We start from the raw sequence: 24,316 nt of genomic DNA, 5'->3' as shown, positions 1-24,316 counted from the left end.
CGTCGTACGGACGGGAAGTACAGGGCCGTTCGGGGCGGATGTTACTCCCGTCGAAGTCCCCCTGAACACCACGTCAACACCGGTTCGGCGGGTAGCAACACTCCGAACGGCACCCCCCGGAGTGAGGGCGGGATAAGCGACCGACATAATGTCGGTCGTGGCGACAGCAACGACAGTAGAAACCGGGCACGCGCACCCGTCGGTCAATCGGCCGAACCTCACCAGTGTCGGAACCATCATCTGGCTGAGTTCCGAGCTGATGTTCTTCGCGGCCCTCTTCGCGATGTACTTCACCCTGCGATCGGTGACGGGTCCGGCGCACTGGAAGCACATGGCCGAGGCGCTCAATGTGCCCTTCTCGGCGACGAACACCACGATCCTGGTGCTCTCCTCGCTCACCTGCCAGCTCGGCGTGTTCGCGGCCGAGCGCGGTGATGTGAAGAAGCTCCGTGGCTGGTTCATCCTCACCTTCATCATGGGTGCGATCTTCATCGGCGGTCAGATCTACGAGTACACGGAGCTGGTGAAGAACGACGGCATCTCGCTGTCCTCCGACCCGTACGGCTCGGTGTTCTACCTGACCACCGGCTTCCACGGCCTGCACGTGACGGGCGGTCTGATCGCCTTCCTGCTGGTCCTCGGCCGCACCTACATGGCCAAGAGGTTCACTCACGAGCAGGCGACCGCCGCCATCGTCGTGTCCTACTACTGGCACTTCGTCGATGTGGTCTGGATCGGCCTTTTCGCCACGATCTACCTGATCAAGTAGCGGGACCGGCTCCCGCACATCCAGAAGCACCGACGCAGAAGATCCTGACACCGGGGTAATCCGTGAAAAAGCTCTCCGCACGACGACGCCATCCGCTGGCGGCGGTCGTCGTCCTACTCCTCGCGCTGGCGGCCACTGGGGGGCTGTACGCCGCGTTCGCACCCGCGGGCAAGGCGCAGGCCGATGATTCCGCCCAGTCCCTGACCATCAAGGAGGGCAAGAAGCTCTACGAGGTCGGCTGCGCCAGCTGCCACGGCACCGGTGGCCAGGGCTCCTCCGACGGGCCGAGCCTCGTCGGCGTGGGCGCCGCGGCCGTGGACTTCCAGGTCGGCACCGGCCGTATGCCCGCCGCCACCTCGCAGGGCGCCCAGGTCCCGCGCAAGAAGGTCGTCTACAACCAGACGCAGATCGACCAGCTCGCCACCTACATCGCCTCGCTGGGCGCCGGCCCGAACGTGCCCACCAAGGAGCAGTACGGCCCGGGCGGCGCGGACATCGCCAAGGGCGGCGAACTGTTCCGCACCAACTGCGCGCAGTGCCACAACTTCACCGGCAAGGGCGGTGCCCTGACCAAGGGCAAGTTCGCGCCGAGCCTGGAAGGTGTCGCTCCGAAGCACATCTACGAGGCCATGCAGACCGGCCCGCAGAACATGCCGTCCTTCCCCGACACCACGCTGTCCTCGAAGAACAAGAAGGACATCATCGCGTACCTGAACGCGGTCAACGGCGACAAGACGGAGAACCCGGGCGGTCTGGAGCTGGGCGGCCTCGGGCCGGTCAGTGAGGGTCTGTTCGCCTGGATCTTCGGCCTCGGCGCGCTGATCACGGTCGCCGTCTGGGTCGCCGCTCGGACCGCAAAGGCCAAGAAGTCATGAGTAGCCAAGACATTCCAGAAGAGAACCTGCCTGCTGAGCAGGACCACGCACATGGCGCGGTAGGGGTCGCGGACGAGGAGAACCCGTTCGCCGACCCCGGTCTGCCGCCGCACGAGCACCGGATCCAGGACATCGACGAGCGGGCCGCGAGGCGGTCCGAGCGGATGGTGGCCCTGCTGTTCACGGTGTCGATGCTGGCCACCATCGCCTTCATCGCCGCGTACCTGGTGATCCCGAACGACAAGTCGATCTTCGTCTTCCCGATCGGGCACCTCAGCGCGATGAACTTCACGCTGGGTCTGACCCTCGGCGTGGCGCTGTTCTGCATCGGCGCGGGCGCGGTCCACTGGGCCCGCACCCTGATGTCCGACGTGGAGGTCGCCGACGACCGGCACGCGATCGCGGCCTCGCCCGAGGTCCGCGCGAAGGTCCACGAGGACTTCCGCCAGGGCGCCAAGGAGTCGGCGCTCGGCCGCCGCGGGCTGATCCGCACCACGATGTTCGGCGCGCTGGCCCTGGTGCCGCTCTCCGGCGTCATGCTGCTCGGCGGCCTCGGCCCGGCGCCCGGGACCAAGCTCCGGCACACGATGTGGGCCAAGGGCAAGCGCCTGGTCAACATGAACACCAACCAGCCGCTGCGTCCCGAGGACGTCGCCGTCGGTTCCCTCACCTTCGCCATGCCCGACGGGCTGCAGGAGACGGACGAGGAGTTCCAGACGGAGATCGCCAAGGCCGCGCTGATGATCGTCCGGCTGCAGCCGGACAACATCAAGGACAAGCGCGAGCTCGACTGGTCGCACGAGGGCATCGTCGCCTTCTCCAAGATCTGCACCCACGTCGGCTGCCCGATCTCGCTGTACGAGCAGCAGACGCACCACGTGCTGTGCCCGTGCCACCAGTCCACCTTCGACCTCTCCGACGGCGCCCGAGTGATCTTCGGCCCCGCCGGCCACGCCCTGCCGCAGCTGCACATCGGCGTGGACAGTGAGGGTTACCTCCAGGCGCTCGGCGACTTCGAGGAGCCCGTCGGTCCTGCATTCTGGGAGCGCGGATGAGTACTGCAGCGAACGAGACGCCCCGCTCTCGCGGGAAGGCACCGGCCGGCGAGCGCATCGCCGACTGGGCCGACGGCCGGCTCGGGATCTACTCCCTGGCCAAGGCCAACATGCGCAAGATCTTCCCCGACCACTGGTCGTTCATGTTGGGCGAAGTGTGCATGTACAGCTTCATCATCATCATCCTGACGGGTGTCTATCTGACACTGTTCTTCCACCCGTCGATGAACGAGGTGCAGTACCACGGCAGCTATGTCCCGCTCCAGGGACAGCTGATGTCCGAGGCGTTCAACTCGACCCTGCACATCTCCTTCGATGTGCGCGGTGGTCTGCTCATGCGGCAGATCCACCACTGGGCCGCGCTGATCTTCCTCGCCGGCATGTTCGCGCACATGATGCGCGTGTTCTTCACCGGCGCGTTCCGCAAGCCGCGTGAGGTCAACTGGCTGTTCGGCTTCCTGCTGTTCGTCCTCGGCATGTTCACCGGCTTCACCGGTTACTCGCTCCCGGACGACCTGCTCTCCGGCACCGGTGTCCGCTTCATGGAGGGCGCGATCCTGTCCGTGCCGATCGTCGGCACGTACCTGTCGTTCTTCCTGTTCGGCGGAGAGTTCCCCGGCCACGACTTCGTCGCCCGGTTCTACTCGATCCACATCCTGCTGCTGCCGGGCATCATGCTGGGCCTGATGGTGGGGCACCTGATCCTGGTCTTCTACCACAAGCACACGCAGTTCGCGGGTCCCGGCAAGACCGAGAAGAACGTCGTCGGCATGCCGCTGCTGCCGGTCTACATGGCCAAGGCCGGAGGCTTCTTCTTCCTGGTCTTCGGTGTCATCGCGGCCATCGCGGCGGTCGCCCAGATCAACCCGATCTGGGCCATGGGCCCCTACCGTCCGGACCAGGTGTCCACCGGTGCCCAGCCCGACTGGTACATGGGCTTCTCCGAGGGCCTGATCCGCTTCATGCCGGGCTGGGAGATCAACCTGTGGGGCCACACGCTCGTCCTGGGCGTGTTCATCCCGCTGGTGATCTTCCCGCTGGTCCTGGTGGCGATCGCGGTCTACCCGTTCATCGAGTCCTGGGTCACCGGCGACAAGAGCGAGCACCACATCCTGGACCGCCCGCGCAACGCCCCGACCCGCACCGGTCTCGGTGTCGCCTGGATGACGCTGTACCTGACGCTGCTGGTCGGCGGCGGCAACGACCTGTGGGCCACGCACTTCCACCTGTCGATCAACGCCGTGACCTGGTTCGTCCGGATCGCCTTCTTCGTCGGCCCGGTCCTCGCGTTCATCGTCACCAAGCGGATCTGCCTCGGCCTGCAGCGCCGCGACCGCGAGAAGGTGCTGCACGGTCGCGAGACCGGCATCATCAAGCGCCTGCCGCACGGTGAGTTCATCGAGGTGCACGAGCCGCTCAGCCAGGAGCAGCTGCACACCCTCACGGCTCACCACCAGTACGAGCCGGCCGAGATCGGCCCGGTCGTCGACGAGAACGGTGTCGAGCGCAAGGTCGGCACCTCGGAGAAGCTCCGCGCGAAGCTGTCCAGCGCCTACTACAGCGAGGACAGCCAGATCCCGAAGCCGACCGTCGATGAGTACAAGGAGATCACGAGCGGCCACGGCCACCACTGATCCCCGCGTCGCCACGCCACGCTGAAGGGCCCCGTCCGACTCTCGGACGGGGCCCTTCGCCTGCTCCGGGGGCCGATAGGGTGGGATCCACCACTGATTTCGCAGGTACGACACCCTGGAGCGGCTATGAGCGCTGTGACCCCCGCTGGAGGCGACACCGCGGCGGGCCGCTCCTGGCCCGCCCTGCTGAACGGCCTGCTGGACGGCCGGGACCTGTCCGCCGACGACACCGCGTGGGCGATGGACCGGATCATGCGCGGCGAGGCGACCGACGCGCAGATCGCCGGGTTCATGGTGGCGCTGCGCGCCAAGGGCGAGACGGTGGAGGAGATCACCGGACTCGTCCGCGCGATGTACGAGCACGCGAACGTGATCGAGGTGCCCGGCCCCGCCGTCGACATCGTCGGCACCGGCGGCGACGGCGCCAAGACGGTGAACATCTCCACCATGGCGTCGATCGTCGTCGCGGGCACGGGCGCCAAGGTCGTCAAGCACGGCAACCGCGCCGCCTCCTCCGCCTCCGGTTCGTCCGACGTCCTGGAGAAGCTCGGGATCAATCTGAACCTGACCCCGAAGCGGGTCGCCGAGGTCGCCGAAGAGGCCGGCATCACCATCTGCTTCGCGGTGCGGTTCCACCCGTCGCTGCGCCATGTGGCCGCGGCCCGCGGCCAGCTGGGCATCCGTACGACGTTCAATGTGCTCGGCCCGCTGACCAATCCGGCCAAGGTGCGCTCCCAGGCCGTCGGCGTGGCCGACCCCCGGATGGCGCCGATCGTGGCCGGAGTCCTCGCCGAGCGGGGCAACTCCTCCCTGGTCTTCCGGGGCGACGACGGGCTGGACGAGCTGACGACGACGTCCACGTCCCGGGTCTGGGTGGTCCGGGACGGCAAGGTCACCGAGGAGATCTTCAACCCGCGCGAGGTCGGCATCGACCTCGTCCCCGTGGAAGCCCTGCGCGGCGCCGACGCGGCGTACAACGCGGAGGTGGCCCGGCGGGTGCTGGACGGCGAGCGGGGCCCCGTCCGGGACGCCGTCCTGCTGAACGCGGCGGCGGCGCTGGTCGCGCTGAACCCGGCGGACGCCTCGCTCCCCGAGCAGATCCGCGCCGCCATGGCCAGGGCCGCCGAGTCCATCGACTCGGGCGCGGCGAAGCGGACGCTGGAGCGCTGGGTGGCGGCCACCCACCGCTGACCCGAAGCCGTGTGACGTGAAGGCGCAGTCCAGATGGCGGACTGCGCCTTGCGCGTCGAAGATCGTATGGCAGGATACGGGCCAGGTCATGAGTGACAGCCTTCAGGCCCCGGCCGGCTGTCCGGCAACCCTCCGTCCGTGGCGGGGTGCCCCGGGTGAAGACCAGGTCGTAGGCAGCGAGGTCTACGGCAAGCGCGGACCCCTCGAGAAACCAGGGGTCCTGGTCGTCGAGGAGCCTTCCGTGAGCAAGCGAATGCGATAGGGCCGCTGAGCCCCGCCTCCGCACACCCTTTTTCTCTTCCTTCCGTACGTCGTCTTCGGCGTACGTCCTCACGGGAGTTCACCCATGTCTGTCTTCACCGCTGCCGCCGACCAGTCTGTTTGTGCCCCGTTGCCCGTTCTCGGGCGAGATGTCACCGTCCCGCTCGTGACCGGTGGCGAGGTCAGCTACGCGGCCCTCGACTACGCGGCCAGCGCGCCCGCCCTCCAGCGCGTCTGGGACGACGTGGCCGCCTACGCGCCGTACTACGGCAGCGTCCACCGCGGCGCCGGCTATCTCTCCCAGCTCTCCACGGACCTGTTCGAGAACGCCCGCAGGACGGTCGCCGAGTTCCTCGGCTGCCGCGCCGACGACCAGGTGATCTTCAGCCGCTCCACGACGGACTCCCTGAACCTGCTGGCCCGCGCGCTCCCCGCCGGCTGCCAGGTCTTCGTCTTCGAGACCGAGCACCACGCCTCCCTGCTGCCCTGGCAGGACGCGCACGTCACCTACCTCAACGCCCCGCGCACCCCGCAGCAGGCCGTGGCGACCCTGGAGCGGGCCCTCGCCGACCGCGACCCGTACGGCCCGGCCCTGGTGTGCGTCACCGGCGCCTCCAATGTCACCGGGGAGCTGTGGCCGGTGCGCGAGCTGGCCGCCGCGGCGCATGCCCATGGCGCCCGGATCGTCCTGGACGCCGCCCAGCTCGCCCCGCACCACCCGGTGCACATCGGCGACCTCGACGTCGACTGGGTCGCCTTCTCGGGCCACAAGCTGTACGCCCCCTTCGGCTCCGGCGTCCTGGCCGGCCGCGCCGACTGGCTGCGCGCGGCCGAGCCGTACCTCGCGGGCGGCGGCGCCAGCCGCAAGGTGACCCGGCGTCAGGACGGCGGCGTGGACGTGGAGTGGCACGACAGCGCCGCCCGCCACGAGGCCGGCTCCCCGAACGTCATCGGCGCCTACTCCATCGCCTCGGCCTGCAAGGCGCTCACCGAGGCCGGCTGGGACGGCCTGGTCGCCCGCGAGCAGCAGCTGATCGCCCGGGTCCGCGCGGGCCTCGCCGAGGTCCCCGCGGTGCGGATCCTCTCCCTGTTCGGCGACGACGCCCCGCGCGTCGGCGTCATCTCCTTCGTCGTCGAGGGCTGGAACAGCTCCCACTTCGCGGCGGCCCTCTCCGCCGAGTACGGCATCGGGGTCCGCGACGGCCTCTTCTGCGCCCACCCCCTGGTCCGCACCCTCCTCGGCAGCGACCCGCAGACCCAGGGCGAATGCGGCGCCCCCGAGGCGGCCCCCGGCGAGAAGTCCCTCAACGCCATCCGCGTGAGCTTCGGCGCGGGCACCCCCGACGAGCACGTCGACCGCTTCGTCACCGCGGTCAGGGAACTCGTGACCGAGGGCGCCAAGTGGCAGTACCGCACGGAGGAGGGCCGCTGCGTGCCCGCGGTCTGACACCGCCCGCACACGCGAACAGCTCCGCACCCGGCGGACGAGAAGGCGCCGCCGGCCCTCGGCGGCGCCGCATAAACTCCCCCTGCTGCACGGCAATCGGGGGGAGCACGGAGTTGCAATCGCTGCGCGCGGCCGATCCACGCCGGATCGGCCCGTACGACGTGACGGACCGGCTCGGCGCCGGCGGCATGGGCGAGGTCTATCTCGCCCGGTCCCGCACCGGCCTCCGCCTCGCCGTGAAGGTCGTCCGCGTCGAGCACGCCGAGGACCGCACCTTCCGGGCCCGCTTCCGGCACGAGGTACAGGCCGCGCAGACGGTCGGCGGCGCGGGCACCTACACCGCGCGGGTGGTCGACGCGGACACGGAGGCCGAACGCCCCTGGATGGCGACGGAGTTCGTGCCCGGCCCCAATCTGCGTGATGCCGTGCTCGACCACGGCGCGCTGCCCGGTCCGGCGGTCCGGGTGCTCGCCGCGGCCCTCGGCGAGGCCCTCGGCGCCATCCACGGCAAGGGCCTGGTCCACCGGGACCTCAAGCCGTCCAACATCCTGCTGGGGCCGGACGGGCCCCGGGTCATCGACTTCGGGATCGTACGGGCCCTGGAGGCGACCGCGCTGACGCGCACCGGCGCGGTCGTCGGGTCGGTGGGGTACGTCTCGCCGGAGCAGATCCGCAACGGCGGCCAGGTCGGCCCGCCGAGCGACGTCTTCTCGCTCGGTGCGGTCCTCGCCTACGCGGCGGCCGGCCGCGAACCCTTCGGCGAGGGCCAGGACTCGGTGATCCTGCTGCGCATCCTGACCCGGGACTTCGATCTGTCCGGGGTGCCGGAGGACATCCGTCCGCTGGTGACGTCCTGTCTGCGCGAGGACCCGCTGAAGCGGCCGGCGCCGGCGGACGTGGTGGCGCGGGCCGGATTCACCCCGCGGTCCCTGCGCCACGGCACCCGCCCCGGCTGGTACGGCCCCGCAGCCTCCGCCACCACCACCCCGGACCCCCACCCCAGCGGCGTGGAGTACTTCTCCACCCCTGGCTCCGCCCCCGACCCCACCCCTGGCTCCAGCCCCGACTCCGGCCCTGGCTCCACGCCTGGCTCCACCCTCGACTTCAGCCCCGACTCCGCCCCTGGCTCCGGCCCTGGTTCCGCGCCTGGCTCCACCCTCGACTTCAGCCCCGACTCCGCCCCTGGCTCCGGCCCTGGTTCCGCGCCTGGCTCTGCCCTCGACTCCGCCCCTGGCTCCACCTCCGACTCCAGCCCTGGCTCTGCCCCTGGCTCCACCTCCGGCTCTGCCCCTGGCTCCGTCTCCGCCTCCGACCCGGCCCCTGGCTCCGCCTCCGACTCCGCCCCCGATCCGGCCCCGCTGGCCCCGGAGTCCGGTCCTCGTATCACCTCCGCCCCGCCGAAGGCTCCCGTCGCCTCTTCCTCCGCCGTCCCCACGGCGGTCACCCCCCTCTCCCGCTCCTTCGGTGCCGTGGCACCAGGGCGGCGGCGGTTGTTGCGGTTGATCGCGGGCGGGGCCGTCGCCGCGGCCGGAGTCGGGGTCGCGGGATGGCTGTCGAAGCGGGGCACGGGGACGCACAGCGGCGGCGGCGCCGCGCGGACGCCGGATGCCGGGGCGTCCGGCGCGACCGCGACCCTGCGCTGGCAGTACGACTTCGGCGGCATCGGAGGCCTGGACGGCCCCTGCTGCGCGCTGTCCCCGGACGGCTCCGTCGTCTACGTCGGCACCTCCGACGGCTCACTGCACGCGATCTCCCGCGACGGCTCCCGGCGCTGGAAGGTCCGGCTCGGCGACGGGGTCGGCTCGCCCGTGGCCACCCGGCACGGCGTGTACTGCGTGGTCGACTTCCGCACCGGCAACCTCCGCCGGCTGACCGCCGTGAGCCCGTCCGGCAGCCCGCTGTGGACCCGCACCCTGGGCGATCGGGCCTACGCCGTCCCGGTCCTGCTCGGCGACGACGTGCTCGTCTCGATCGGCGGCACGGACGCGGGCGGACTGCGCCGCTACGGCGCCGACGGCAGCACCCGGTGGACCGTCACGACCCCGGCCGGACCCACCGGCACCCCCGTGGTGACGGCGGACGCGGTCTACACCGGCAGCTACGGCGATGCCCTGCTGGCGCTGGACGCCCGGGACGGCTCCCAGAAGTGGAAGGTGCCCGCGGGCACCGATGTGACGGCGCTCGCCCTGGTGGGAAGCACGCTGTTCACCGACGCCGCCGCGCTGCGCCAGGGCTTCCGGATCACGGACGGCAGACGGCTGTGGCGCAGCGAGGCGTACACCGACGGGGCGCTGACCGGAGCCGGCCGCTCCCTGGCCGTCGGCACGGAGCCGGGCACGGTCTACGCCGTCCGGGCCGCCGACGGCTCCAAGGCCTGGGACCACCCCATCGAGGGAGAGGCGGACGAACCGCGTGCCGTGGTGGCCGGCGGGACCGTCTACGCCCGCTTCTCGGACCGGGTGCGGGCCCTGGACCTGAACGGCCGGACGCGCTGGACGGCGGACCTGGGCCACAGCTCCGGCGACGACCAGCACACCCCGCTCATCCGCGGCCGCCGCCTCTACATCCCCTCGGGCACCGGCATCGCGGCGGTGGACGTCCCCGCCTGAGCGGGGGCCTGCGAGCCCTGGCCGGTCAGTTGTCCAGGCCGATCGAGAACGCCGCCTCCAGGTCGTGCTGGGAGTAGGTGCGGAAGGCGACGTGGGTGTCGGTGCCCTCGACGCCGGGGATCTTGCTGATCCGGCCGGGGATGACCTCGGCCAGGTCCTCGTGCCGGCCGACCCGGACCATGGCGATCAGGTCGTAGGTGCCGGTGACCGAGAAGACCTCGCTGACGCTCTCCAGCGCGGCGATCTGCTCCGCGATCTCGGGGATCCGGTCCACGCTGGTCTTGATGAGGACGATCGCGGTGATCACGGCTGGTTCTCTCCCTCGGGAGCCGGAGCTGGGGCGCAGCTCACTCTAGTCGCCCGCCCGTACCGCACCCACGCGTAGCCGAAGCCGAGCCCGAAGCCGATCAGATGGGCCAGATACGCGACCCCGGGGCCGGCGGAGGTCTGCCCGGCGGCCGCCCACTGCAGGGCCGCCCAGAACGGCAGCACCACCCATGCGGGAAACCGCACCGGCAGGAAGAACAGGAACGGAAGAAGACTGGTCACACGGGCGCGGGGGAACAGGTAGAGGAACGCTCCGAGGACCGCCGAGATCGCCCCGGAGGCGCCCACCAGCGACTCCTTCGAGGTGGCGTTGGCGGCCGCGTAGCCCAGCAGCGCCAGACAACCGCAGCCGACGTAGAAGAGGGTGAACTCGACCCGGCCCATCCGTTCCTCGGTCATCGCGCCGAAGACGAAGAGGAAGAGCATATTGCCGAGCAGATGCACCCAGCTGCCGTGCACGAACAGGGCCGTGGCGGGGGTCAGGGCCTCGCGCACCGGCCGGGCGAACAGCTCGGCCGGGACCACTCCCCAGCGCCGGAAGTACACCCGCTGCGCGGCGAGCAGCGCGTCGCCGGTGCCGTATCCCGGGGTGAGACCGGAGGCGGGGCCGAGCACGAAGAGCAGACAGCACAGGCCGATGAGGCCGTACGTCAGGGGTGCCGGGCTGCTCCGGACCGCTCTGAGGACCCTGCCGGCCGCCGAGCTCCACGCGCTGATCATGAACACAGAGCATGACGTAACGGGACTGAACCTGACAGACCGCCTCGCCGCCGTGAAGGGGCCAGCGGCGAGTCCCTGCCAGGCCGTAGGGTTACGGCCACACGCGTCGGCCGGCGGCGTGTGAGCACGTACGAGTGACGCCGCGCGATGCCGAGCGACGACGAGCGACGACGAGAAGGATGCGGACAGCGACGATGACGGTTCCCCTGCCGACCGCCACCACCCGATGGCGCTGCACCCTGTGCGGCAACCTCACCCGGTTCGATGTGACGCGCTCCTCGAAGGTCGTCGAGTACGTCCACCTCGATCTGGCCGGCGAGCCGAGGGTGGAGGAGCGCGAGGTGGTCAGTGAGACCATCGAGTCGGTGCGCTGTCGCTGGTGCAACGCGGTGGACCAGGTGGAACTCGTGGACAGGCCGGGCGCCGACTCCTGAGCGGAGCGGCCCCGTGGAAGTGGAAGTAGTGGGGTGTGACGGATGGTGGAGAGCGCAGGCGGGGGGCCGGGCGACGGCACCGCTGAGGTGCTTGACCGTCCGCTGCCCGACGGGGTGCGCCGGCGGGTCGTGCAGATCGTCTCGGACGGCTTCGGCGGTCTGACCGTCACGGAACTGCCCGCCCAGCTGAGGCAGTACGCCCGGTTCGCCCCCAATCGCCGGGCGAAGTTCGCCGGAAACGCGATGGCGGCGGCGCTGGAGACCGACACGCTGTTCCGGCAGCGGATCGGGGAGAAGCTCAGAGAGGCCCAGCCGGAACTCGCCGGCGCCCTCGACTCCGGCTCCCCGCCCCCGGCCGCGGACCCGCTCGACGTGGCGGCCGCGGCCTACGTACTGCGTCCGGCGGGCTGGGTGAAGCTGGTCGCCGCGGCCGGCGAGGAGGCCCAGCGCGCGGACGCCGAGCGTGCGGACGAGGAGAGCCGGGCCGAGCTGGAGCGGCTGCGCGCCGAGCTGGCCCAGGCCCGCGACCACACCCGCGCCGAGACCGAACGGCTGCGCGCGGAGCTGGAGTCGGCGAAGAAGGACGCGGAATCGCTTCACCGTAAGCTCCGTGCCGCCCTCAGCGACGTCAAGCGCGGCGAGGCCGCGCTGCGCAAGGCGCAGGGCGAGTTCGACGCCGCACGGGCCGAGGGGCAGGCGCAGGTGTCCGCCGCCGAGAGCGAGTCCCGCCGGCTCAAGGCACGGCTGGGCGAGGCCGAGGCGGCGCTGGAGGCCACCCGCCGGGCCGCCCGTGAGGGCCGCAGTGTGGAGGACATGCGGGTACGGCTGCTGCTGGACACCCTGCTGGACGCCACCCAGGGGCTGCGGCGGGAACTCGCCCTGCCGCCCGTGTCCGTGCGGCCCGCCGAGACCGTGGACGCGGTCGAACCGGGCCGTATGACCCCGAAGGACATCGCGGCGCGCGCCCTGTCCGAGAACGATCCGGCCATCCTCGACCAGCTGCTGGCGCTGCCGCAGGTGCATCTGGTGGTCGACGGCTACAACGTCACCAAGACCGGCTATCCGCAGATGCCGCTGGAGAAGCAGCGCCTCAGGCTGCTGGGCCAGCTCTCGGCGCTCGCCGCGCAGACGGGCGCCGAGGTGACCTGCGTCTTCGACGGCGCCGAGCTGGCCGCGCCGGTGCTGCTCGCGCCGCCGCGCGGGGTGCGGGTGCTGTTCTCCAAGCCGGGGGTCACGGCGGACGAGCTGATCCGGCAGCTGGTGCGCGCGGAGCCGCCGGGCCGCCCGGTCATCGTCGCCTCCACCGACCGTGAGGTCGCCGACGGGATCGCCAAGGCCGGTGCCCGTCCGGTCGCGTCCGCGGTGCTTCTCAAGCGCCTGTCCTGAAGGTCCAACGGGCAGGGTCAATGCCCGAATTGGTCGGATCGTCACGCAACGTAGCGTCAATCCCACGTCACTGCATGTGGGTTGTGTGCAAAGAATGCATTGTGTGATGGGATTTTTTAGTGTGAGGATTTGAACTGATCACAGTCGGGTCACTAGGGTCTGGGGTCGAACCTCCGAACGGGTGATCTCTCACTCACTCACAAGAAGGAGTTCGTCCTCCGTGGCGTCCCACCGTCGACCCAAGCAGCAGAGTCGCGCCCGCGTGACCGTGCTGACCACCGCAGCCGCCGCTGCCGTCGTGCTGAGCGCGAACGCCGCCAACGCGGCGCCGACCCAGAAGCTCAGCAAGGACCAGGTCAAGGCCAAGGTCGACGACCTCTACGAGAAGGCCGAGCAGGCCACCGAGAAGTTCAACGGGGCGAAAGAGAAGCAGCAGAAGCTGCAGAAGGAAATATCCACGATCCAGGACAACGTCGCGCGGGGTCAGCAGGACCTCAACAAGCTGCGCGACGGTCTGGGTTCGCTGGCCACCTCGCAGTACCGCTCGGGCGGCATCGACCCCTCGGTCCAGCTCTTCCTGTCCTCCAACCCGGACGACTTCCTCGACAAGGCCTCGACGCTCGACCAGTTGAGCGCCCAGCAGGTCGACGCGCTGAAGAAGATTCAGGACAAACAGCGCGAACTCGCCCAGGAGCGGGCAGAAGCCAGCGAGAAGCTCAAGGACCTCTCCTCCACGCGCACTCAGCTGGAGGACAAGAAGAAGGACGTCCAGAGCAAGCTCGCCGAGGCGCAGAAGCTGCTCAACACGCTGACGGCCAAGGAGAAGCAGGAGCTGGCCGCCCAGCAGCAGCGCGCCGACCGCTCCTCCAGCGAGCGCGTGAACCTCGGCGACACCCCGCCGGCCTCCGGCCGTGCCGGGGCGGCCTTCTCCGCCGCCCAGAGCCAGATCGGCAAGCCCTACGTCTACGGCGCCACCGGCACCGCCTCCTACGACTGCTCGGGTCTGACCTCCTGGGCCTACGCCCAGGCGGGCATCTCCATCCCGCGCACCTCGGAGCAGCAGGCGAACATAGGGACCCGGATCAGCTCGGTCAACGACCTGCAGGTCGGCGACCTGGTGTTCTTCTACGGCGACCTGCACCACGTGGGTCTGTACGCCGGCAACGGCCAGGTGCTGCACGCCCCGCACACCGGTGCCGTGGTCCGCTACGAGACGATGTCGGACATGCCGTTCCAGTTCGGCGTCCGGGTCTGACCCCCGCGCGAAACCCGGTCTGATACCCCCGCGGCTCCATGAGAAACACTGCAACGGGGGCGCCCGAACGGGCGAATCCTCTGGACCGGAACTGACCCCACGCCCCGCCAGTTACCTGCGTAACCGGCGGGGCGTCACTGTGTGTTGCCATCGCGGCCTTTGGCCGCGGCCCTTCCGCACGGCTACTGTCTGCCGCGTTTCCCCGGCGCCGGGGCCTCCCCGTCCCCAGGCGCCGGGGAAGCGGTCGTCGTCCGCCAGCAGAAGGACTGCCGTGGGGTCTCATCGCCGTCTTGCCTCCTCCGGGTTCGACCGGGGCGCCGTAGCCCTGTGCATGCTGTCGGCCGCGGCCGCCGCGCTCGGCGCCGTACCCGCGCACGCGGCCCCGCAGGCCGACACCGCCGAGGTGGACCGCCTCTACCAGGAGGCCGAGCAGGCGACCCAGGCCTTCGACAAGGCCCAGGAGCGGGCGGACACCCTGCGCCGCGAGGTGCGCGGCGCCCAGGACCTCATCGCCCGGCAGCAGCAGCACATCAACACCCTGCGCGAGCAGCTCGGTTCGCTGGCCGGCGCCCAGTACCGCACGGGCGCCATCGACCCCACCGTCGCGCTGCTCTTCTCCGACGACCCCGCCGACTATCTCGACAAGGCGACCACGCTCGACCGCATCGGCAGCCAGCAGGAGGGCCGGCTGCGCGAGCTGCAGTCGGCGATGCGGGAGATCGCCCAGGAGCGCACGGCGACCGCCGGAAAGCTCGCCGAGCTGGAGAAGAACCGCAAGGCCGTCGCCACGCACAAGCGGACCGTGGAGCACAAGCTCGCCAAGGCCCGGCAACTGCTCAACACGCTCCCGCCCGCCCAGCGCGCCGCCTTCGGCCGGGCCTCGCGCGACGACGGCTCCGGCCGTCTGGAGCTGCCCGACCTGACCGGGCTCATCGCCCCCGCCGCCCCGGACGCCCGTGCCTCCGCCGCCCTGGCCGCCGCCCGCTCGGCCCTCGGCCGCCCCTATGTGTGGGGCGCGAGCGGCCCCTCCGGCTTCGACTGCTCGGGCCTGATGCAGTGGTCGTACGCGCAGGCCGGTATGCAACTGCCGCGCACCTCGCAGGAGCAGCGCTTCGCCGGCCGGCACATCCCGCTCTCCGAGGCCCGCCCGGGCGACCTGGTGATCTACCGCTCCGACGCCAGCCATGTGGGGATGTACGCCGGCAACGGCCAGGTCATCCACGCCCCCTATCCGGGAGCGGCGGTGCGCTACGACCCTGTCGGGATGATGCCGGTCGCCTCGGTCACCCGGCCCTGATCGCGCCGTTCGCCGTTACGATCGTGAAGTGGCTGATCGTGGACGGGCATGGAGCATCGCGGCGGTGGGGCTCGCTCTGCTGCTGCCCCTGACCGGGTGCACGGGCGGCCGCTCGGCGACCGACTCCGCGCGCACCGAGGTGCAGCAGCTGCTCGACCGGCGCTCCACCGCCCTCCTCGCCCATGACGAGGGGGCGTACGCGGCGACGGGCACCCGGACGGTGTACACCCGGCTGCGCGACCTCCCGCTGGCCTCCTGGACCTACCGGGTCACCGACGTGCGCCACACCTCCTCCGGCGCCACCGTCGACGCCGATCTGAGCTACCGCGTCGCCGGGTACGACACGGCCCCGGTCGACACCCGCCGCACCCTCACCCTCGGCCGTGCCACCGACGGGACGTGGTACGTCAGCGCCGACCAGCCCGCCGGACAGGCCGGGCAGCAGCTGTGGGACCAGGGCCCGGTGACCGCGGTCCGGGGCGCGCACAGCCTGGTGCTGGGCGCCGGCCGCAGCGCCGCCGACCTGCGCGGGTACGCCACGCTGGCCGACCGCGCCGTGCCCGCCGTCTCCCAGGCCTGGGGGACCGGCTGGAGCCGCCATGTCGTCGTCCTCGTCCCGCGGTCCCTCGCGGACATGGGGGCACTGCTCGGCTCGCCCGCCGCGAACTACCGGGGCATCGCCGCCGTCACCACCGGCGAGGCGGGCGGCTCCGGCCAGGCCCCCGCGGACCGGGTGGTCGTCAACCCGGAGGCGTACGCCGTCCTCGGCGACCTCGGCAAACAGGTGGTGCTCACCCACGAGACCACGCATGTGGCGACCCGCGCGGCCACCACCGCGGCGACCCCGCTGTGGCTCTCGGAGGGCTACGCGGACTGGATCGGCTACCTCGGCACCGGCCGCACCCCCGCCGAGGCCGCGCCCGAACTGACCCGCGCCGTCCAGGACGGCCACGCCCCCACCGCGCTCCCCACCGACAAGGACTTCGGCTTCACCAGCGACCCCACCCAGCTGGCCCAGGCCTACGAGGGCGGCTGGCTGGCCTGCCGGATGATCGCCGGCCACTGGGGCACGGCCAGGCTCGGCGCCTTTTACCGGGCCGTCGGCGCCCATGAGGAGCGGACCGGCGCGGTCGAGGACGCGCTGAAGAAGGTGCTCGGCACCACACCGGACGCGTTCACCGCGCAGTGGCGGGACTTCGTCAGGTCCGAGCTCGGCTGAGCGTCCCGGCCTACGGCCGGCGGAGGATCAGGGGGAGACCGGCGCCTTGCGGTGCTGGGCCGGCCGGGGCGGCAGCGGTGCCGTGGGGGCCGCCGGGCGCACGGTCGAGCGCCACAGCCGACGGCCCGCCGTGAGCGAGGCCGCGACCAGCAGACCGTTGCGCACCGCGAGCAGCAGGACGCCGTACCGGTCGCTCGTCACCACGTGCACGAAGCCGAACGGGAACTCCAGGACCGTCACGAAGGCCGCCGCCACCACCATCAGCGCGGGCGCCCCCATCCGGCTCGCCCGGTAGGACACACAGACCGCGGCGAGACCGACCAGCCAGACCATGTACTGCGGGCTGATCACCCGGCTGGTGACCGTGAACAGCAGGACGGCGGTGAAGGCCGCCTCCGCGAGCGTGTGCGGCTCCCGGCGCCTCGCACGCAGCCGCCACAGCAGCAGCCAGCCGAACGCGGTCCCGGTCAGCGCCAGCGCCGCCGTACTGACCTCGTTCACATACGGGCCGAGGAATTCGACCGACCCGTAGTTCAGCAGCACCTGCCCCTGCCAGCCGAAGTGCCGGGCCACATGGAAGACCAGGGCGCCCAGCGACTCCACCTCGGTGCCCCGCTCGCGCTGGAAGGTGAGGAAGGCGAAGGCACCCGGCATGGACACCGCGAACAGCGCCGCGAGCCCGGCCGCCGTGACCGCCGCCGACGCCCAGGCCCGGCGCCGGAAGCAGCCCACCAGCAGCAGCGCCGGCCACACCTTGAGCAGGGCGCCGAACGCGGTCAGCGCGCCCATCACCCGTGGCTGCCGGACCCCGGCGAGCACCGCCGCCACGGCCACCGCGGTCACCATCACGTCATAGCGGGCGTACACCGTCGGGCCGAGCAGCGGCACGCCCGCCACCCACACCCAGGCGCCGCGCAGCGACCGGTCGGGGCGCCTGCCCGGATACAGCAGCAGCCCCGTGACGACCACGTCGGCGAGGAACGCCAGCAGGAAGAAGGCGTGCGCGTACGACAGGAAGGGCAGGACGGCGGGGGCGAGGATCGGGAGGGCGGCGGCCGGCGGGTACTGCCAGGTCACATCGTCCAGCGGAAACGTTCCCTGCCGCAGCACCTCGTACCAGCCGCGGTAGATCACCGACACATCGGACGTGACGTCCAGGTCCGAGAAGGCGTACACCCCGAAGACGCACAGCAGCAGGGCCACACGGGTCACGGCCCAGGTCGCGAGCAGCCATGCCAGGGACCGCCCGGCGCCTTTCGTCTCCACGTGATCCCCTGCCGTTCGATTCCCGCTCGATGTCCGCGTCGCGTGACCATGATGTCCTGACCGGCTGTGCGCATGCCACAGGCCCGGCCGCCCCCGGCCGTGAAGGCCCCATTCGGTCCGGGCCGGCGGAGCCCGTTCGGTAGGGTCGGCGGCGATGCACAAGACCCTGATCGTCACCAACGACTTCCCGCCCCGGCCGGGCGGTATCCAGGCCTTCCTGCACAACATGGCGCTGCGCCTCGACCCCGGCCGGCTGGTCGTCTACGCCTCCACCTGGAAGCGGGGCCGGGAGGGCGCCCTGGCCACGGCCGCCTTCGACGCCGAGCAGCCCTTCATGGTCGTGCGCGATCGTACGACCATGCTGCTGCCCACCCCGCAGGCGACCCGGCGGGCGGCCGGGCTGCTGCGCGAGCACGGCTGTACCTCCGTCTGGTTCGGCGCCGCGGCCCCGCTCGGCCTCATGGCCCCCGCGCTGCGCAGGGCCGGCGCCGAGCGGCTGGTGGCCACCACCCACGGCCACGAGGCCGGCTGGGCCCAGCTGCCCGCCGCCCGGCAGCTGCTGCGCCGGATCGGTGAGTCGACGGACACGATCACGTATCTGGGCGAGTACACCCGGTCGAGGATCGCCACGGCACTGACCCCGGCGGCGGCCGGCCGTATGGTCCAGCTGCCGCCCGGCGTCGACGAGAAGACCTTCCACCCCGGCTCCGGCGGCGACGAGGTACGCGCCCGCCTCGGCCTCACCGACCGCCCGGTCGTCGTCTGTGTCTCCCGGCTGGTCCCGCGCAAGGGCCAGGACACCCTCATCCAGGCCATGCCCCGCATCCTCGCCGCCGAGCCCGACACCGTCCTGCTCGTCGTCGGCGGCGGCCCCTACGAGCGCGACCTGCGCCGCATGGCGGCCGAGACCGGTGTGGGCGACTCCGTCCGCTTCACCGGCGCCGTCCCCTGGTCGGAGCTGCCGGCCCACTACGGCGCCGGCGACGTCTTCGCCATGCCCTGCCGCACCCGCCGCGGCGGCCTGGACGTGGAGGGCCTCGGCATCGTCTACCTGGAGGCCTCGGCCACGGGTCTGCCGGTGGTCGCCGGCGACTCGGGCGGCGCCCCCGACGCCGTCCTGGACGGTGAGACGGGCTGGGTCGTCAGGGGCGGCGAGCCGGCGGAGGCCGCCGAGCGGATCGTCGCCCTGCTGGCCGACCCCGCGCTGCGCCACAGAATGGGCGAGCGCGGCCGCCGCTGGGTGGAAGACCGCTGGCGCTGGGACCTCCTCGCCGAGAACCTCAAAGACCTGCTCTAGGACAGCCCCCCAGGGGCGCGGGGCTGTATAAATGTGCGGCTCCGCCGCGTGGGCGCGATCGGCCACGAACCACCCGCAGTCGCCGACGAACCGCACCCGGCACCCCAGATGGCGCCCATCCCCTTGGCGGAACCGAAAAATCCGCCCATGCTGCCCGCATGACAGCAAACCTGATGAGACGTCAGCTGACAAGACGTCAGATACTCGGTATGGCTGCCCTGCAAACGGCAGCCACCCTCGGCTTCACCCGCATCGGCCTCCAGTCCGCCCGAGCCGCCGAGCCCGACGCAGTCGAAACCGCGCCGGCGATCGTCGTCGGCTCCGGCTACGGCGGCGCCGTCGCCGCCCTCCGCCTCGGCCAGGCCGGCATCCGCACCCTCGTCCTCGAGATGGGCCGCCTGTGGAACACCGCCGGCGGCGACGACAAGGTGTTCTGCTCCACCTCCGCCCCCGACCAGCGCTCCATGTGGTTCCGCACCCGCACCGAGGCCCCGCTCGCCGCCTTCCTCTGGCTGGACGTGGTCAACAAGGACATCAGCCCCTATCCCGGTGTCCTCGACCGCGTCCACTACGACAACATGTCCGTCTACGTCGGCCGCGGCGTCGGCGGCGGCTCCCTCGTCAACGGCGGCATGGCGGTCACGCCCCTGAAGTCGTACTTCACGGAGCAGTTCCCGACCGTGGACGCCGACGAGATGTACGGCACCTACTACCCCCGCGCCCGCGCCATGCTCGGCGTCAACACGATCGACCCGGCATGGTTCGAGTCCACCGAGTGGTACAGGTTCGCCCGCACCTCCCGGAAGGCCGCCGGCAACGCGGGCCTGAAGACCACCTTCGTGCCGAACGTCTACGACTTCGGCTACATGCAGCAGGAGGCAGCCGGCACGGCCACGAAGTCCGCGCTCGCGGGGGAGGTCATCTACGGCAACAACCACGGCAAGCGCAGCCTCGACAAGACCTACTGGGCCGCCGCCCTCGGCACCGGCAACGTCACCATCCACACCATGGAGAAGGTGAGGTCCCTCAGCAGGGCCGGCGACGGGTCGTACGTGCTCACCGCCGACCGGATCGACGACACCGGCGCGGTCGTCGAGACCAAGCAGTACGGCTGCACCTATCTCTTCCTCGGCGGCGGCAGCCTCGGCACCACCGAACTCCTCGTCCGCGCCCGGGACATCGGCACCCTGCCCGACCTGAACGCGGCCGTGGGCGCCGGCTGGGGCACCAACGGCAACACCATGCTGGGCCGCGCCAACCACATCTGGGACACGGTCGGCGCGGGCGAGGCCACCATGCCCGTCATGGGCATCGACGACTGGGCCAACACCGACAACCCGGTCTTCGCCGAGATCGCCCCGCTGCCCATGGGGTTCGAGCACTGGATCAGCCTCTATCTCGCGATCACCAAGAACCCCGAGCGGGCCTCCTTCACCTACGACTCCGCCTCCGGCAAGGTGAAGCTCGACTGGAGCGCCGCCCAGAGCGCGGTGTCGGTGGGCATGGCCAAGAAGCTGTTCGACCGGATCAACCTGGCCAACGCGACCATCTACCGCTACGACCTGTTCGGCCCGACCAGCAAGGTCTTCGCCGACGACTTCACCTACCACCCGCTGGGCGGCTGTGTCCTCGGCAGGGCGACGGACGACTACGGCCGGGTGAAGGGCTATGACCGGCTCTATGTCACCGACGGTTCGCTCGTGCCCGGCAACATCGGCGTGAACCCGTTCGTCACCATCACGGCGCTCGCCGAACGCACGATGGCGCGGGTCCTCGTCGAGGACACCGCGCCATGACACTCCGTCAGGAGGCGTGCTACTTCGCGTAGATCGCCTCGATCTCGGGAGAGTAGTCCTTCGCCACCACGCCCCGCTTGAGCTTCAGCGACGGGGTGAGATGGCCCGACTCCTCCGTGAACTGGGAGGACAGAATGCGGAACTTCCGCACCGATTCCGCCTTCGACACCGCGGCGTTGCCGTCGTCGACCGCCGCCTGGATCGCCGCGATCAGATCCGGGTCGTCCTTCAGCGACGCCGCGGTGGAACCCGCCGGCTTGCCGTGCTCCTCGGCCCAACGGCCCAGGAACTCCTCGTCGATGGTGACCAGCGCGCCCACGAACGGCCGCCCGTCGCCCACCACCATGCACTCGGCGACCAGCGCGTGCGCCCGGATCCGGTCCTCGATCACCGCCGGCGCCACGTTCTTGCCGCCCGCCGTGACGATGATCTCCTTCTTGCGGCCGGTGATCCTGAGGTAGCCGTCCTCGTCCAGGGTGCCGATGTCGCCCGTGTGGAACCAGCCGTCGGCCAGCGCCTCCGCCGTCGCGGCCGGGTTGTTCCAGTACTCCTTGAACAGATGCTCGCCGTGCAGCAGCACCTCGCCGTCGTCCGCTATGCGGATCACCGAGCCGGGCAGCGGCTGGCCGACCGTGCCGATCTTCTGCCGGTCCCAGGGGTTGAACGCGGTCGCCGCGCAGGACTCGGTCAGGCCGTAGCCCTCCAGCACCGTGAAGCCGATGCCCCGGAAGAAGTGGCCGAGCCGTTCGCCGAGGGGGGCGCCGCCGGAGATGGCGTACTCGCCCCGGCCGCCGAGGACCGCGCGCAGCTTGCTGTAGACCAGCCTGTCGAAGACCTTGTGCTTGACCTTCAGCCCGAACGACGGGCCGGAGGCGCTGTCCAGCGCCTTGCTGTAAGCGATCGCGGTGTCCGCCGCCTTGTCGAAGATCGCGCCCTTGCCGTCCGCCTGCGCCTTGGCGCGCGCCGAGTTGTAGACCTTCTCGAAGACCCGCGGCACACCGAGGACCAGCGTCGGGCGGAAGGCGGCCAGCTCGTCGGTGAGGTGCTTGATGTCCGGGACACAGCCCAGCTTGATCGGCGCCATCATCGGGGCGATCTGCACCAGCCGGCCGAAGACGTGCGCGAGCGGCAGGAAGAGCAGCACCGAGCACTCGCCGGTGCGGAACAGCGGGCGCAGCCGCTCCACGATGTTGCCGCACTCGGCGAAGAAGCTGCGGTGGGTGAGCACACAGCCCTTGGGGCGGCCGGTCGTACCGCTCGTGTACACGATGGTCGCCGGGTCGTCGGCCTTGGCGAGCGAGCTGCGCTCCTCGACCGTCTCGTCCGACACGTCCTGTCCGAGCCGCGCCAGCTCCTCCATGCCGCCGGCCTCGATCTGCCAGACGTGCTTGAGGGCGGGCAGCGACTCGCGCACCGACTCCACCGCCGCGGCGTGGCCCGGCAGTTCCACGACGCAGGCGGTCGCGCCCGAGTCGGACAGGATCCACTGCACCTGCTCCGGCGAGCTGGTCTCGTACACCGGCACGGTGACCGCGCCCGCGCTCCAGATCGCGAAGTCCATGAGCGTCCACTCATAGCGCGTGCGGGACATCAGGCCCACCCGGTCGCCCGGCTGCACCCCGGCGGCGATGAGGCCCTTGGCAGCGGTGTGCACCTCGGCCAGGAACGCCCGGGCGCTCACGTCCTGCCAGGCGCCGCCGGTCTTGCGGGCGATGACGGCGACGTCGGGATGCTGCGCGGCGTTTCTGCGGACGATGTCGGTCAGGTTGCCGTCGGCAGGGACCTCGTACAAAGCCGGAAGGCTGAACTCGCGCAAGACTGCTGCTCCTCATAGGGCGCCGGCGCCACGACACTGTGTGATGCGACGGTGCGGTCCACGGCTCGGGCTGGTGCTCGGGGCTTCGGTCGTTGAAATCCAGAGCACGATTGGACTGCCCGGACGTTACCCGCCGGTATGGCGTTCCCGACAGGGGGTCCCGGCGAGATGTTCGCTGCGTCACACATCTTGGCGTTCCTTCGCGCACAGTAGTCCACGGCTGAACCGACCGGCGAGTAACCGCAGGCAGGGCCGACACTGTTCACGCACACCGCACAGCCTTACCCTTGATCGCCATGGCACCCACACCCTCCGGTAACCGAACGACGCGCGTCCACGTGGTCAGTGACGTGCACGGCAACGCCCGTGACCTGGCACGGGCCGGAGAGGGTGCCGACGCCCTGATCTGCCTCGGCGACCTCGTGCTCTTCCTCGACTACCACGACCACTCGCGCGGCATCTTCCCCGACCTGTTCGGCAAGGAGAACGCCGACCGCATCGTCGAGCTGCGCACCGCCCGCCGCTTCGAGGAGGCCCGCGAGTTCGGCGCCCGGCTGTGGGGCGGCATCGGCGGCGACCGGGCCGCCGCCATAGAGAAGGCGGTGCGGAGGCAGTACGCCGAGATGTTCGCCGCGTTCCCCACCCCGACGTACGCCACCTACGGCAATGTCGACATGCCGCCTCTCTGGCAGGAGTACGCCCGCCCCGGCACCACCGTCCTCGACGGCCAGCGCGTCGAGATCGGCGGCCGGACCTTCGGTTTCGTCGGCGGCGGCCTGAAGACGCCCATGCGCACCCCCTACGAGATCGACGACGAGGAGTACGCGGCGAAGATCGAGGCGGTCGGCGAGGTCGACGTGCTGTGCACCCACATCCCGCCGGAGGTTCCCGAGCTGGTCTACGACACCGTCGCCCGCCGCTTCGAACGCGGCAGCCGCGCCCTGCTGGAGGCCATCCGCCGCACCAGACCCCGCTTCTCGCTCTTCGGGCATGTGCACCAGCCGCTGGTGCGGCGGATGCGGATCGGGGCGACGGAGTGCGTGAACGTGGGCCACTTCGCGGGGACGGGCCGGCCCTGGGCGCTGGAATGGTGACCGGTCCGTGATCAGGGGGACATGGGGGTGAAGGCGGCATGTCGGCGGCGCGGTAGCCTTCACGCTGCACACACGTGCGCACGACGACCTCTGTACCGGCCCGCATCTGGAGGAGCCACGGCGATGGCGGAACACACCAGCTCGAGCATCACGATCGAGGCGGCACCGGCCGACGTCATGGGGGTGATCGCCGACTTCGCCCGCTACCCGGACTGGACGGGAGAGGTGAAGGAGGCGGAGATCCTCAAGACCGACGACCAGGGCCGCGCGGAGCAGGTCCGCCTCGTCATGGACGCGGGGGCGATCAAGGACGACCAGACGCTGGCCTACACCTGGACCGGTGCCAACGAGGTCTCCTGGACCCTGGTCAAGTCCCAGATGCTGCGCTCCCTGGACGGCTCCTACGTCCTCAAGCCCGCCGGCCCCGGCAGCACCGAGGTCACCTATCTCCTGACGGTCGACGTCAAGATCCCCATGCTCGGCATGATCAAGCGCAAGGCGGAGAAGGTCATCATCGACCGCGCGCTGGCGGGCCTGAAGCAGCGGGTGGAGTCGGGGGAGAAGTAGT

Annotated in this window: 20 protein-coding genes and 1 riboswitch; of the genes, 16 read left to right on the top strand and 4 right to left on the bottom strand. The window is 70.9% G+C overall.

The annotated features are described in order from the left end of the window. Positions 1-148: 148 nt before the first annotated feature. From ctaE to IE277_RS01410, 7 genes are all read left to right on the top strand, one after another. Positions 149-769 (top strand): aa3-type cytochrome oxidase subunit III, encoded by a 621-nt coding sequence (ctaE, locus tag IE277_RS01440; RefSeq protein ID WP_189947681.1) that lies wholly within the window; start codon positions 149-151, stop codon positions 767-769. Positions 770-831: 62 nt separating this feature from the next. Beyond that, the gene (gene qcrC, locus IE277_RS01435) at positions 832-1,644 is read left to right on the top strand and encodes a cytochrome bc1 complex diheme cytochrome c subunit (RefSeq protein WP_189947679.1); all 813 of its coding nucleotides are present in this window, start codon (positions 832-834) and stop codon (positions 1,642-1,644) included. Further along, positions 1,641-2,699 carry a cytochrome bc1 complex Rieske iron-sulfur subunit gene (gene qcrA, locus IE277_RS01430; RefSeq protein WP_189947676.1) on the top strand — a complete coding sequence of 353 codons (1,059 nt, stop codon included), beginning with the start codon at positions 1,641-1,643 and terminating at the stop codon, positions 2,697-2,699. Before qcrC ends, qcrA begins: the two co-directional genes overlap by 4 nt. Then, positions 2,696-4,333, top strand: coding sequence for a cytochrome bc1 complex cytochrome b subunit (qcrB, locus tag IE277_RS01425; protein WP_189947675.1), 1,638 nt, complete (start codon positions 2,696-2,698; stop codon positions 4,331-4,333). Before qcrA ends, qcrB begins: the two co-directional genes overlap by 4 nt. Positions 4,334-4,459: 126 nt before the next feature. Next, complete coding sequence (trpD, locus tag IE277_RS01420) at positions 4,460-5,524, top strand: anthranilate phosphoribosyltransferase (protein WP_189947673.1); 1,065 nt, start codon at positions 4,460-4,462, stop codon at positions 5,522-5,524. Positions 5,525-5,608: 84 nt separating this feature from the next. Beyond that, positions 5,609-5,725: riboswitch (SAM riboswitch) on the top strand. Positions 5,726-5,870: 145 nt separating this feature from the next. Beyond that, positions 5,871-7,232, top strand: coding sequence for an aminotransferase class V-fold PLP-dependent enzyme (locus tag IE277_RS01415; RefSeq protein ID WP_189947671.1), 1,362 nt, complete (start codon positions 5,871-5,873; stop codon positions 7,230-7,232). A gap of 113 nt (positions 7,233-7,345) precedes the next feature. Then, complete coding sequence (locus IE277_RS01410; protein WP_189947670.1) at positions 7,346-9,841, top strand: serine/threonine-protein kinase; 2,496 nt, start codon at positions 7,346-7,348, stop codon at positions 9,839-9,841. Positions 9,842-9,866: 25 nt separating this feature from the next. Here IE277_RS01410 and IE277_RS01405 read toward each other — a convergent pair whose 3' ends face one another. Beyond that, positions 9,867-10,148: an Lrp/AsnC family transcriptional regulator gene (locus tag IE277_RS01405; RefSeq protein ID WP_189947668.1), complete on the bottom strand. Its 282-nt coding sequence runs from the start codon at positions 10,146-10,148 to the stop codon at positions 9,867-9,869. Further along, positions 10,145-10,888, bottom strand: a complete 744-nt coding sequence (locus IE277_RS01400; protein ID WP_189947666.1) for a rhomboid family intramembrane serine protease — start codon at positions 10,886-10,888, stop codon at positions 10,145-10,147. Before IE277_RS01400 ends, IE277_RS01405 begins: the two co-directional genes overlap by 4 nt. A 194-nt stretch (positions 10,889-11,082) precedes the next feature. Between IE277_RS01400 and IE277_RS01395 the strand changes: the two genes are divergently transcribed. The 5 genes from IE277_RS01395 to IE277_RS01375 all read left to right on the top strand — a co-directional run bounded on the left by IE277_RS01395 (position 11,083) and on the right by IE277_RS01375 (position 16,479). Further along, positions 11,083-11,322: a hypothetical protein gene (locus IE277_RS01395; protein ID WP_189947664.1), complete on the top strand. Its 240-nt coding sequence runs from the start codon at positions 11,083-11,085 to the stop codon at positions 11,320-11,322. A gap of 42 nt (positions 11,323-11,364) precedes the next feature. After that, positions 11,365-12,708 carry an NYN domain-containing protein gene (locus tag IE277_RS01390; RefSeq protein WP_189947662.1) on the top strand — a complete coding sequence of 448 codons (1,344 nt, stop codon included), beginning with the start codon at positions 11,365-11,367 and terminating at the stop codon, positions 12,706-12,708. 220 nt (positions 12,709-12,928) lie between these two features. Continuing rightward, entirely contained in the window at positions 12,929-13,963 is a 1,035-nt protein-coding gene (locus IE277_RS01385; protein ID WP_189947660.1) for a C40 family peptidase, read from the top strand. A gap of 271 nt (positions 13,964-14,234) precedes the next feature. Next, positions 14,235-15,260 carry a C40 family peptidase gene (locus IE277_RS01380; protein ID WP_189947658.1) on the top strand — a complete coding sequence of 342 codons (1,026 nt, stop codon included), beginning with the start codon at positions 14,235-14,237 and terminating at the stop codon, positions 15,258-15,260. Between the two features lie 28 nt (positions 15,261-15,288). Further along, positions 15,289-16,479, top strand: coding sequence for a hypothetical protein (locus IE277_RS01375; protein WP_229880439.1), 1,191 nt, complete (start codon positions 15,289-15,291; stop codon positions 16,477-16,479). Between the two features lie 27 nt (positions 16,480-16,506). Here IE277_RS01375 and IE277_RS01370 read toward each other — a convergent pair whose 3' ends face one another. Next, positions 16,507-17,745: a glycosyltransferase 87 family protein gene (locus tag IE277_RS01370; protein WP_189947656.1), complete on the bottom strand. Its 1,239-nt coding sequence runs from the start codon at positions 17,743-17,745 to the stop codon at positions 16,507-16,509. 154 nt (positions 17,746-17,899) lie between these two features. Here IE277_RS01370 and IE277_RS01365 point away from each other — a divergent pair, with 154 nt between their 5' ends. Further along, complete coding sequence (locus IE277_RS01365) at positions 17,900-19,042, top strand: glycosyltransferase family 4 protein (protein ID WP_189947654.1); 1,143 nt, start codon at positions 17,900-17,902, stop codon at positions 19,040-19,042. A 173-nt stretch (positions 19,043-19,215) separates the two neighbouring features. Next, a complete protein-coding gene (locus IE277_RS01360) occupies positions 19,216-20,838 on the top strand; it encodes a GMC oxidoreductase (RefSeq protein ID WP_506005337.1) in 1,623 nt (540 codons plus the stop codon). Between the two features lie 19 nt (positions 20,839-20,857). Here the strand turns inward: IE277_RS01360 and IE277_RS01355 are convergent, their stop codons facing one another. Next, positions 20,858-22,654 (bottom strand): AMP-dependent synthetase/ligase, encoded by a 1,797-nt coding sequence (locus IE277_RS01355; RefSeq protein WP_189947650.1) that lies wholly within the window; start codon positions 22,652-22,654, stop codon positions 20,858-20,860. A gap of 296 nt (positions 22,655-22,950) precedes the next feature. On the opposite strand from IE277_RS01355, the gene IE277_RS01350 reads away from it, so the two are divergent. Together IE277_RS01350 and IE277_RS01345 are read left to right on the top strand one after the other, a co-directional pair. Continuing rightward, the gene (locus IE277_RS01350) at positions 22,951-23,748 is read left to right on the top strand and encodes a metallophosphoesterase family protein (protein WP_189947648.1); all 798 of its coding nucleotides are present in this window, start codon (positions 22,951-22,953) and stop codon (positions 23,746-23,748) included. Between the two features lie 123 nt (positions 23,749-23,871). Further along, positions 23,872-24,315, top strand: coding sequence for an SRPBCC family protein (locus tag IE277_RS01345; RefSeq protein WP_189947647.1), 444 nt, complete (start codon positions 23,872-23,874; stop codon positions 24,313-24,315). Position 24,316: the final 1 nt, after the last annotated feature.

It is taken from the genome of Streptomyces alanosinicus (assembly GCF_014650595.1).
In the GTDB taxonomy this organism is placed as follows: domain Bacteria; phylum Actinomycetota; class Actinomycetes; order Streptomycetales; family Streptomycetaceae; genus Streptomyces; species Streptomyces alanosinicus.
Note: the sequence above shows the minus strand (reverse complement) of the source record. Positions and strands in the feature narration are given on the sequence as shown.